Genomic DNA, 9064 nt, shown 5'->3' with positions numbered 1-9064 from the left:
CGAATTAAGCTGTAACATGAAAGATTTTGCAGATTGCACCCTAAAACCGTTATACTTACCAAAAGGAGGATTCCCTATGGGTCAGGTTGCATTTGATACACTACAGGCATCAGAAGAGCTTCAAACGGCTGGGCTTACTAGTCAGCAAGCTAAGGCTATTTCACTTGTTGTACGTAGATCGCATGAAGTTGCGGATGTAGCGACTAAAGCTGATATTGTTGAGGTAAATCGCAATATTGCTGATGTTCGTAAAGACTTATCTGCTGAGATTGCTGATATCCGTAAAGACTTATCTGCTGAAATCGCTGATGTTCGCAAAGACTTATCTGCTGAGATGAATTTACGTTTTGAGAAAACAGATGGTCAAATAGCGTTGATTCGTAAAGATGTTGAAACTATTGCTACTGGACTACTTTTAAAACTTGGTGGTGTAATCGTTGTGACTATTAGTGCCGCAACAGCAATACTCAAATTTTTTTAATTTTTTGGTTGCAGGTTCAAATCCTGCACAGCCCGCCAATTTCACGGTATATCTTCATGAGTCTGCGGTTTTCTCTTTTTAGATAATCATTTTCTCTTGTTAAACACTGCATAATTATTTTAAAAGTGCGTGTTTCCATGTCGTCATCATTCCATATATCAATACTACTTAAGTATCTTGAATCGTTTAAATGACGACTGCCATTAGTCACGCCAACCAGATTTCCCATATTGGGGTGCTTTGACGTGACAATGCGTGGATTGTCTAGTCTCATCATGTGTACTCCTTGTTAACATTTACTGAAAAGTTAGGATGTGTGCCCAAGTGCCTCTTGGTGTCCGATTACAGTCATGATGGACGGGTAAACGCAATCAAACTATATTTAGCTATTTGAAAGATAATTTATAGTGTATTGACTGTCCCAGGAGCGCAGAGCCGCATTCACACATCCTGAAATTGATTAATTGCCTGAATGTTTAACCACCTCAGGCGGCAGTGGTTTCTCTTGTACCCCTACAGAGAGAAATAAGCTAAAATAATCTCGCCCCTTACAGAGTAAGAGAATTAAGCCTATGAACAACACTTGGTGGCAGGAATTTATTCGATTTTCCTGCAAGGAATAACCCTAAATCGGTTGATTTATATGCTTATTATTTTTGTGTTATTAATCTTCATCACTCCCTCACCAGTAAAAGATTGGATTAATTCCAGTAGTCCAGAGATTTTTTCATCTTACTGGCTTTATTTTGTTTTCTTTCTTGTGAGTTATATTATTGCGTAATTAATTAGTTTTCTGACAATGTTTACTAAACGAAGGCTCAGGAATTTGATTGAATACCCAGCCAGGGCTGCAGTATTAAATACGTTAACGCACTATGAGATTAATTTACTTAAGCATATTGTGAGGTATAGCGAAATCGTTGAATTGCCGACGCAAGACGAGACTGTCAAAGCGCTAATAAGAAAAGGCATAATAGCTTATTATGATTATCCTGATGCGCCGATGGTTTTTGTTGGGGATGAAAAACAGCTTTTCAAACTAACTAACTATTACAAAAATATTTTAAAGTTTGTAGATATTTAAGTTATTTTATTGTGGGAAAAGTCCACCATTCAATCCCCATGAAGCAGATGAGCACTAACTAAAAACACATCGCTAACCGATTCTCTATCAAAAAACCTGATTGATAGGTGCTTATTTTTATCAACCATTAGCGGTGCCTCCGAAGTTGGATTTAGGCTTATTGTTAAACCGTTTAGAAGTGTACAAAGCTGCTATAGGCAAACAGTAATTATTGAATGCGTCATAAGCTTTAGTAAGACGAACTGAAATTGCTTTTTCTACACGATGCATCACCTTTCTTTTCAGAGAAAGAATAGTGTGTTTAGTGCTCGGAGTTGTTTGTTGCTGAGAGGGTTTGCTTGGATTTAACGCTGCTTTTAATGCCATATTAAGTGCCTTGTTATAGTGATAGGCTGCCTCTTCTACGCTCATGTCTACGACGGCGAGCATTATCATAACCATGAAAGTTACACATATTACCTCCTACAATGGAATGGGTTTTGGTGGTGTGTGCCCAGAGGTAACCGGATTATATTTACAGTCATATTGGTAGTTTCCTGGAGTTATTTTTTGACTTAATGACTGTATTTTGGTTATTTCACACACCCCAAAACCGACTGTTTGGGCGTTTTATGGTTCGCTTTTTCAGCGAAATAGTGTTAAAGAGCGGTACTACTTAACTGTCGTCACTTGCCTTCATGTTCATACGCCTCAGGCTGGCTACTTAGCAACATCTGGTAAAGTTTCAGATAACTCGAAGTATTGTCTGGCTTTTGCCTGTTGCAGTGAGTGAGGCTGTGTGCCTTTGATAGTTAAATGATTAATCATTAGTTAATTAATGTCAGTAATTTTTGGTTAATTTAGTTAATTTTTGAGTGATTCTATTTGGATTAGTCATAAAATGAGCAATAAAAAAATACCGTCCAAGGACGGTATATTACGAAAAGGAGACAATTATCTATTAGTTTTTTGTCTAGACTTCTAACATACGTAGTCACCACCCCATCACTGACCAGTTAAAAACACGACCTATAATCTTTATATCATCTAGATTAGCTTCTTCATCTGGATAATCAATTGAATTATAACTCTTTATAATAACTTTGCTGTTCGGTAATCTATGAAGGATCTTTACTTTCAACAGATCTGCTTGTTTAATAGCATAGATTGCTCCATCTACGATTTTCTTATGTCCTGTACTAATGGTAACAACAGCCCCACCGGGGATAACAGGGGACATACTATCGCCATGAACAGGAAATGACATAGCCTCACTAGGTAGTATTCCATAGTTATTGAGGATAGATCTTGAAAACTTCAATGTTCGACAAAAATCAGTTTCAGTTTGATTGGCGTAGCTTCCATATCCTGCTGCTAACTCTATCGATTTATAGTAAGGTATTTCAACTTCATCATCAACCGATGAAACCGCATCTGCACAATATGCATAGCTGGCTTCATTTAATAGAGTTCCATCTATATTTTTATTTTTAGCTCCTCTTCCATACTCAAGCCATTCCGGCCTAACGTTCAACCAGTCACTAAGAGCAAGTATATTTGTTGAATCAGGCATTGATTCAGCATTAAGCCATTTCCAAACAGCGGGGCCACTGACTCTTATACCTTGTTTGGCAAGAGAGTCTATTATTTTTCCCCCAATCCGCGACCTGCAACACCTGTATCTAAACAAGCTTCTTGAAGTCTTTTTGTGAACTGAGTCTTATTATTTTCTTTAACCATATGTTAATTATCTACGAAACTTGACTTAACTTTCAGTTAAAATATATTATTAACTTTGAGTTAATTAAATTAATAAATAAGTTAACCTATGAACTCAGTTGAATTCGCAGTTAATGCCGTAGGAGCGCAATCCTCAGCGGTAAAAATTTGCGGTAAAAGCAACGTTGCTGTCTGGAAATGGGTACGCAACGGTTGTTTACCTAGCACTGAATACACAGGTAAAACAGAATATTCGAAATTATTAGCTCAATATTCAAACGGTGCATTTACAGCAGAGTGGCTAGTCCAAGCTGCAAATCCAGACGCTAATTGATATAGATATAACCGCTCTTTAACAACCTGGTCTCCCTGAAATTAGGAGATTTATAAATTCCCAGCCCATCGGGAGGGATAACTATTATCTAAAACTTATGGATTAAGTGTAGGATAAGATTGCTGTAAAGACTATCAAATCATTTTGTATATATGAAATTTGATTTGCGGGTTTTTGAGTATTTTCTTATAGAATAGAGATAAGTATTCGGTAAGCAACAGTTATCAAACGAAGGTAATAAAACCCTCGAAGGAGGGTTTACACAAAAAATTTTACAGGCTCTAGGTTGCAGCGCAAAATCTTACGAAGGTTATCAAGGTTTAATTGGTAAAACAGCATTAACTTCTTTGGGATGAATTGTATACATTCCACCATTAAATGGATCAACGACTAACCAACCAATTAATCCACCCAATATTATATTACCTCCAATATACCATCCATTGTCACTATTTTTTAATGGTAGAGTAACTGGTTTGAATCCATCTTTTGTTAAAGTTATTTCATAGCTTTTTTTTCCAAAATAACTACCGTCAGATTTTTCTAAAGTTACTCCTTGAGGAGTTTTGCCATGAGAAATTATAGCTCCTCTTTCGTCTTTAATAGTAAATTCAGCATCAGTCGGATTGCTTTCAATTTGTATTCTTTGCGTTTTTTCACCTACTATAGTTTCACAACCGCTAAGGAATGTTATGTAAATCAATGAGAGTACTATAGCTAGTTTATGCATTAAATAATCACCTTGTTTTATTTTCCGAGTTAAAAAGGTTAGGTGTATTATACATTATCAAACTTTTGCTATTAAGTTTTTTGATTCCAGAATAGGATATCGATATCTATTTTTGACTGAATACAAAGCTGATTTAGGTAAGCAACAATTATCAAATGAAGGCTGAGGCTTTTTGTCTTTTAGATTGAAAGTGAGTGATGCGATGGCATTAACGGTATCATCTTGCTTGTTGAATATGGAATCAATGATTTGCTCTGTAGTGCGTGGTTTAGGTTTCGCTTCGTATTTAGCACGTTTTCTATCCCAGAATGCCATTTGTTTTGCCCGGCGACGAGATTTAGCATTGTCTTTTTTAGGTTTAAAGATAATGGTTGCCATTTTGTTCCTCCTAAATAAGTTTTAGTGGTGTATGCCGGATACTTCTGGTTTGTACTTACAGTCTTTTTATTCCCTGGTGTAAAAATAAAGTTCGACTGTTTGTTTAGTTATATTCACACACCCAAAAACTCACTTGGTGGTGCTCTAAAGCTTATTCAGAGCGGTGATTCCAATATGTTAAAGAGCGAATAACTTAGTTACTGATGACTTCACTTGCCTTCATGTTCATACGCCTCAGGCTGGCTACTTAGCAACGTCTGGCAAAGTTTCAGATAACTCGAAGTATTGTCTGGCGTTTGCCTGTTGCAGTGAGTTGATATGATAAATGTTACCCAAAGGTAATAAAAATCAAGTACCTAAAGATATTTATTTTTTATATCTTCGGTACTACATTGAATTAAAAGATAAAAAATATTCTTAATATGTTTTATTAATAAATGTTCTACATATTTAGAATTGAAAAAATAGGGAAGGGTTATAAAAAGATAAATTAAAAGTTAATTTGAGTAATACATAATTTTGGATAGATTATATTAACTAGCCCTTTTGGTGTTACGGTGAAGTTCTTTTATCTCGGCTATAAGATTATCAATTTCATCTTTTTCTTCAGCCAATTCTTTTATAAATTTATTTTTTTTTGCTTTTTGGTAAGCTATCAAATAAATCGAGCAAAATTTCATGCTGCTTAGTTAATATTCTTTCTTTTTTAATATCCAGTCCGTTATTTATACCATCTAGCCATCCTTTAGGAAGATTAAATGCATCCTCAATAATATCAACCATATCGTCTGCTATGCGTTTTTTCCATTTTTTTCCTTCAGGATAAAGCATTTGAGATACATAAGATTGTTCACGATCAATACGGCGAGCGAGATCGACGATCTTACTACCGTATAAGGTATCTTTAATATTAATAAGACATAAACGTCTTTTTTCATATTTATTCATATATAAAATTTTATGTAAATTTACCTAAGAGTAAATTGTCTATAGGTGTTAATTAAAAATTACTTATAGGTAATATAAATAGAACTTATTTAAGGGCAACCTAATGGAAGAACTAAGAATTTATCTGAACGCTTTATCGTTAGAACAACAGCATATTTTTGCTAAAGCGTGTGGAACCAGCTTAGGGTACTTACGTAAAGCTATCAGCAAAGATCAAAAACTTGGAGCTGAATTATGTGTTTGTATTGAACTAATAAGTGATAAAGCAATATCTAGAAAACACTTACGTCCATATGATTGGAAGAATATTTGGCTTGAATTGATGCCGGATTAATTCAAGCCAAACCAACTCTAATCATATAATTACAAGTATCGTTCTTTAACATTTTGACTCGCTCTGAATATGCGTTAGAGCCACCACAGCCTTATAGGAATATAGAGGTAGGGAATTTTATTACTTAAGGATTATAACTATGGAATATTCAAATACTATCAAAATCACCTGCAAACCTGAGCATTTAGAATTTTACTTCTACCAGAAAATGGCATCAGAAGGTGGTAATAACGGGTTTGCCAAATCACTTGGAATTCACCTATCAACAGCGAGTCGGGATAAAACTAGAATTTTTAAATTAGCCTGTCAGGTTGTCTCAGAATACGGCTTGCCTAGGCATGTGGTAAGTGTGCCTGATTCATCGACACAAGAGGTTGTCATTACAAATATATCAGTCGAAGAAATACGAAAGCTGATTGACATGCTAGAATATTTGAGGCTATCAAAAAAGAAGCCCCAAAGTTAAAAAACGATGAAGCTTTAGAATGTCAGATAGAGTGTTGTATTTGATTAGAGATTTCAGGGAGTTTAATGAAAACGGAAACGGTAAATTTCCCTTTTTTCTTTCAATTTCAGCGAGGTTATTATGCCAAAAAATTACTGATTCATCAATAAAAACCATGAAGAAAAAGCCCATCTAGATAGTCCAGATGTGCTATTGGTTGCTGCATCAAAAAATAAAGATTATGCCCGTCGGTTTTAATACTGGAGTCCTGAAAAAGTTACAAATTCACTAAAAGAGATAACGTTATGGTAAGAGCAAGAAATATCAAACCTGGTTTTTTCAGCAATGATGATTTAGCTGAGTGTGAAGCATTAGCAAGACTTTTGTTCGCGGGATTATGGACGATTGCCGATAGAGAAGGTCGTCTTGAAGATAAGCACCGTAAAATAAAAGTAATGGTATTACCTATGATGAAGCGGATTGTGAAAAGTTATTATCCCAGTTACACAGTAAAAATTTTATCACTCGGTATTCAGTTGATGGGAATGACTACATCCAAATTAATAATTGGAAGAAACCTCAAAATCCTCATTGTAAAGAGTCACCCAGTGAAATCCCTGAACGGATTACTCAATTTATTAATAATAAAGCGGTATCAGAAAAGCACCATACTAATACAGTGCAATAATCTGAAAAGCACTTAAAACCTAAAACCCAACAAACGAACGAACAAAATTTAAACACTTCTCATTTTGGTTATAATCAATCGACATTGACTTATAAACAGGATGAACAGCCAAACAATTTGTCGCCGACTGTTGTTCAGAAACATGATAGATTATTTCAACCTACTGAAAAAAAGAGGAAAAAGAAGAGTACCGTGCAAGCACCATACAAGCACAGTTTTAATCCTGCTGATTCCCTTAAACTGATTCCCTATAACACCCAAGCCGAAAAAATGGTTTGTGAGAATGAAGTGGAAGAAATATCTGCTGATGTTCATTCGATGTCAGAAAAATATGCGTTTAAGGGAAAAGGTGATACACCTGAATCACAAAGACTTCGCTGATTGGCAAAAACTTTACCCCAATCTCGATCTGCCCAGTGAATTACTGAGGCTGGATATTGAGTATCAACACGACAAACCGAAGAAATGGTGTATCACCACGAGTCAGAAACTAAATTACCAGAACAAACAGGCTGTAAGAAATTCTGTTCGAAAGGCTTCAGGTATGGTGACTAATTTTTCACATTTTGATTATGGTCAAACCGAAATTCCATCATGGGTGGAGGTGTAATATAGGTTATCGAACAAAAATCGAATCATTGAAAGCTCGGTTGGAAGAAACACTTCAAGAACCGAAAGTAATAGAAAATACTGTCGTGCAGAAGATAACTGCCACTTGTGAAAAACACGGTGAATATCAAACCTACAAGCGAAAATTATTGAGCCTGAGAGGGATAGAAACACAAGGTGAATGCCTGAGAGAAAAAATAATAGCGCTAGAGCGGGAGTATCAGGTGGCTGAGCGTAAGCGCGCTCATCAAGAAAAACTTGATTTACTAAGATTTTCAATGTTCCTAAACGTTTTGATATGGCTTCTTTGGATAACTATGAACCCGTCAACAGTTACGCAAGGCAGTGTTTATCTGTTTGTAAGTCCTATACTGCAAAATGGCCTGAAAGGTTGAAACAAGGCGGAGGATTGGTTATGTGTGGTAAGCCAGGGACAGGAAAAAACCATTTGGCAATTGGAATAGGGAAATTGATTATTGAAAACTTCATGGCTTCGGTCAGGCTGACATCAGCTATTAAAATTGCCCGAAACTTTAAGGCAACATGGGCGAAGGATTCAGAAGAACGTGAGTCAGATGTAATCGAAATGTACGCTTCACTAGACCTGCTTATCATCGACGAGGTGTGTGTCCAATTTGGTAATGATGTGGAAAAAATGATTCTATTTGAAATTATTAACTGTCGTTATGAAAACTTAAAGCCAACGATATTAATTAGTAATTTGCCCAAGGAAGAATTAGCAACCTTTGTTGGCGAGCGAGTTATCAACAGGATGAATGACGGAGGGGGGTTGTACACTAAAGTTCACTTGGGAAAGCTACCGTTCACGCAAAAAAGCCGCTTATTCTTACTCTTAAATTATTCGTATCAGGGCAACCCCAATGAAATACCAAATTGAAGCAACCATTATTAAGGATGGTTAAATATCTGTACATTTTAACTTTAATGAAACATTAGTTAAATGGAAATTAATTAACAAAATTCAGTTGATTATTTTTATTTTGATGTAAATATAAAGACCTGTGAGTATAAATAATTTTTACTCAACTGGTTAGATTAGAGGTTAAATCATGTTAACACCGTTTGGCAAAATTGTAAGAATAATGCGTATGGATTTAGGTATTAACTTGAAATGTATGGCTGAATCTATTGGTATGACATCTTCTTATCTTTCCTCTATCGAAACGGGCAAAAGAGCGATTACGCCGCAAATTTTAGATAATATTGTCTCATACCTTGCTAAAAATGATGAAGAATCGATCAGATTGAGAGAGGCAGCGAGAGATTCCCAGTAATCGGTGTAGATAAGTTTGTCTGGCAAAAGTACCAATGCAA

Annotated in this window: 17 protein-coding genes; 11 read left to right on the top strand and 6 right to left on the bottom strand. The window is 35.7% G+C overall.

Annotated elements, in window-relative coordinates:
• Positions 1 to 76 precede the first annotated feature (76 nt).
• A complete protein-coding gene (locus ARADI_RS04720; RefSeq protein ID WP_119711290.1) occupies positions 77 to 481 on the top strand; it encodes a hypothetical protein in 405 nt (134 codons plus the stop codon).
• A gap of 16 nt (positions 482 to 497) precedes the next feature.
• Here ARADI_RS04720 and ARADI_RS04715 read toward each other — a convergent pair whose 3' ends face one another.
• Positions 498 to 758, bottom strand: a complete 261-nt coding sequence (locus ARADI_RS04715; protein ID WP_147392356.1) for a hypothetical protein — start codon at positions 756 to 758, stop codon at positions 498 to 500.
• Between the two features lie 507 nt (positions 759 to 1265).
• Between ARADI_RS04715 and ARADI_RS04710 the strand changes: the two genes are divergently transcribed.
• On the top strand, positions 1266 to 1565 hold the full coding sequence (locus ARADI_RS04710; RefSeq protein ID WP_369406975.1) for a super-infection exclusion protein B: 300 nt from the start codon (positions 1266 to 1268) through the stop codon (positions 1563 to 1565).
• A 120-nt stretch (positions 1566 to 1685) separates the two neighbouring features.
• Here ARADI_RS04710 and ARADI_RS04705 read toward each other — a convergent pair whose 3' ends face one another.
• The gene (locus ARADI_RS04705; protein WP_238149140.1) at positions 1686 to 1994 is read right to left on the bottom strand and encodes a hypothetical protein; all 309 of its coding nucleotides are present in this window, start codon (positions 1992 to 1994) and stop codon (positions 1686 to 1688) included.
• Between the two features lie 544 nt (positions 1995 to 2538).
• A complete protein-coding gene (locus tag ARADI_RS04695) occupies positions 2539 to 3234 on the bottom strand; it encodes a S24 family peptidase (RefSeq protein ID WP_238149139.1) in 696 nt (231 codons plus the stop codon).
• Between the two features lie 138 nt (positions 3235 to 3372).
• On the opposite strand from ARADI_RS04695, the gene ARADI_RS04690 reads away from it, so the two are divergent.
• On the top strand, positions 3373 to 3597 hold the full coding sequence (locus ARADI_RS04690; RefSeq protein ID WP_119711287.1) for a helix-turn-helix domain-containing protein: 225 nt from the start codon (positions 3373 to 3375) through the stop codon (positions 3595 to 3597).
• A 313-nt stretch (positions 3598 to 3910) separates the two neighbouring features.
• On the opposite strand, the gene ARADI_RS04685 is transcribed toward ARADI_RS04690, so the two are convergent.
• From ARADI_RS04685 to ARADI_RS04675, 3 genes are all read right to left on the bottom strand, one after another.
• Positions 3911 to 4327, bottom strand: a complete 417-nt coding sequence (locus ARADI_RS04685; protein ID WP_119711286.1) for a hypothetical protein — start codon at positions 4325 to 4327, stop codon at positions 3911 to 3913.
• Between the two features lie 57 nt (positions 4328 to 4384).
• Positions 4385 to 4705, bottom strand: coding sequence for a hypothetical protein (locus tag ARADI_RS04680; RefSeq protein WP_119711285.1), 321 nt, complete (start codon positions 4703 to 4705; stop codon positions 4385 to 4387).
• A 627-nt stretch (positions 4706 to 5332) separates the two neighbouring features.
• The gene (locus tag ARADI_RS04675) at positions 5333 to 5653 is read right to left on the bottom strand and encodes a hypothetical protein (RefSeq protein ID WP_238149138.1); all 321 of its coding nucleotides are present in this window, start codon (positions 5651 to 5653) and stop codon (positions 5333 to 5335) included.
• 103 nt (positions 5654 to 5756) lie between these two features.
• Here ARADI_RS04675 and ARADI_RS04670 point away from each other — a divergent pair, with 103 nt between their 5' ends.
• The 8 genes from ARADI_RS04670 (at position 5757) to ARADI_RS17390 (ending at position 9024) form a co-directional block, all read left to right on the top strand.
• Positions 5757 to 5987, top strand: a complete 231-nt coding sequence (locus ARADI_RS04670) for a helix-turn-helix domain-containing protein (protein ID WP_119711284.1) — start codon at positions 5757 to 5759, stop codon at positions 5985 to 5987.
• A gap of 139 nt (positions 5988 to 6126) precedes the next feature.
• Positions 6127 to 6453 carry a hypothetical protein gene (locus tag ARADI_RS04665; RefSeq protein ID WP_119711283.1) on the top strand — a complete coding sequence of 109 codons (327 nt, stop codon included), beginning with the start codon at positions 6127 to 6129 and terminating at the stop codon, positions 6451 to 6453.
• A gap of 284 nt (positions 6454 to 6737) precedes the next feature.
• Positions 6738 to 7136 carry a hypothetical protein gene (locus ARADI_RS17415; RefSeq protein ID WP_238149137.1) on the top strand — a complete coding sequence of 133 codons (399 nt, stop codon included), beginning with the start codon at positions 6738 to 6740 and terminating at the stop codon, positions 7134 to 7136.
• A 176-nt stretch (positions 7137 to 7312) separates the two neighbouring features.
• Positions 7313 to 7501, top strand: a complete 189-nt coding sequence (locus ARADI_RS17410) for a hypothetical protein (RefSeq protein WP_238149136.1) — start codon at positions 7313 to 7315, stop codon at positions 7499 to 7501.
• Complete coding sequence (locus ARADI_RS17405; protein WP_238149135.1) at positions 7470 to 7730, top strand: hypothetical protein; 261 nt, start codon at positions 7470 to 7472, stop codon at positions 7728 to 7730. The genes ARADI_RS17410 and ARADI_RS17405 overlap by 32 nt, the downstream gene beginning before the upstream one ends.
• Positions 7731 to 7758: 28 nt before the next feature.
• The gene (locus ARADI_RS17400; RefSeq protein ID WP_238149134.1) at positions 7759 to 8124 is read left to right on the top strand and encodes a hypothetical protein; all 366 of its coding nucleotides are present in this window, start codon (positions 7759 to 7761) and stop codon (positions 8122 to 8124) included.
• Positions 8121 to 8627, top strand: coding sequence for an ATP-binding protein (locus tag ARADI_RS17395; protein WP_238149133.1), 507 nt, complete (start codon positions 8121 to 8123; stop codon positions 8625 to 8627). Before ARADI_RS17400 ends, ARADI_RS17395 begins: the two co-directional genes overlap by 4 nt.
• 172 nt (positions 8628 to 8799) lie before the next feature.
• Positions 8800 to 9024: a helix-turn-helix domain-containing protein gene (locus ARADI_RS17390; protein ID WP_238149132.1), complete on the top strand. Its 225-nt coding sequence runs from the start codon at positions 8800 to 8802 to the stop codon at positions 9022 to 9024.
• Positions 9025 to 9064: the final 40 nt, after the last annotated feature.

Origin of the sequence: Arsenophonus endosymbiont of Aleurodicus floccissimus (genome assembly GCF_900343025.1) — a bacterium.
Lineage (GTDB): Bacteria > Pseudomonadota > Gammaproteobacteria > Enterobacterales > Enterobacteriaceae > Arsenophonus.
This window is presented reverse-complemented; position numbering and strand designations above follow the sequence as displayed.

What these genes read in the sequence shown, in the direction of transcription:
- ARADI_RS04720 (WP_119711290.1), top strand. Translation starts at nt 77, where the DNA reads ATGGGTCAGGTTGCATTTGATACACTACAGGCATCAGAAGAGCTTCAA.
- ARADI_RS04715 (WP_147392356.1), bottom strand. Translation starts at nt 758, where the DNA reads ATGATGAGACTAGACAATCCACGCATTGTCACGTCAAAGCACCCCAAT.
- ARADI_RS04705 (WP_238149140.1), bottom strand. Translation starts at nt 1,994, where the DNA reads ATGCTCGCCGTCGTAGACATGAGCGTAGAAGAGGCAGCCTATCACTAT.
- ARADI_RS04690 (WP_119711287.1), top strand. Translation starts at nt 3,373, where the DNA reads ATGAACTCAGTTGAATTCGCAGTTAATGCCGTAGGAGCGCAATCCTCA.
- ARADI_RS04685 (WP_119711286.1), bottom strand. Translation starts at nt 4,327, where the DNA reads ATGCATAAACTAGCTATAGTACTCTCATTGATTTACATAACATTCCTT.
- ARADI_RS04680 (WP_119711285.1), bottom strand. Translation starts at nt 4,705, where the DNA reads ATGGCAACCATTATCTTTAAACCTAAAAAAGACAATGCTAAATCTCGT.
- ARADI_RS04675 (WP_238149138.1), bottom strand. Translation starts at nt 5,653, where the DNA reads ATGAATAAATATGAAAAAAGACGTTTATGTCTTATTAATATTAAAGAT.
- ARADI_RS04670 (WP_119711284.1), top strand. Translation starts at nt 5,757, where the DNA reads ATGGAAGAACTAAGAATTTATCTGAACGCTTTATCGTTAGAACAACAG.
- ARADI_RS04665 (WP_119711283.1), top strand. Translation starts at nt 6,127, where the DNA reads ATGGAATATTCAAATACTATCAAAATCACCTGCAAACCTGAGCATTTA.
- ARADI_RS17415 (WP_238149137.1), top strand. Translation starts at nt 6,738, where the DNA reads ATGGTAAGAGCAAGAAATATCAAACCTGGTTTTTTCAGCAATGATGAT.
- ARADI_RS17390 (WP_238149132.1), top strand. Translation starts at nt 8,800, where the DNA reads ATGTTAACACCGTTTGGCAAAATTGTAAGAATAATGCGTATGGATTTA.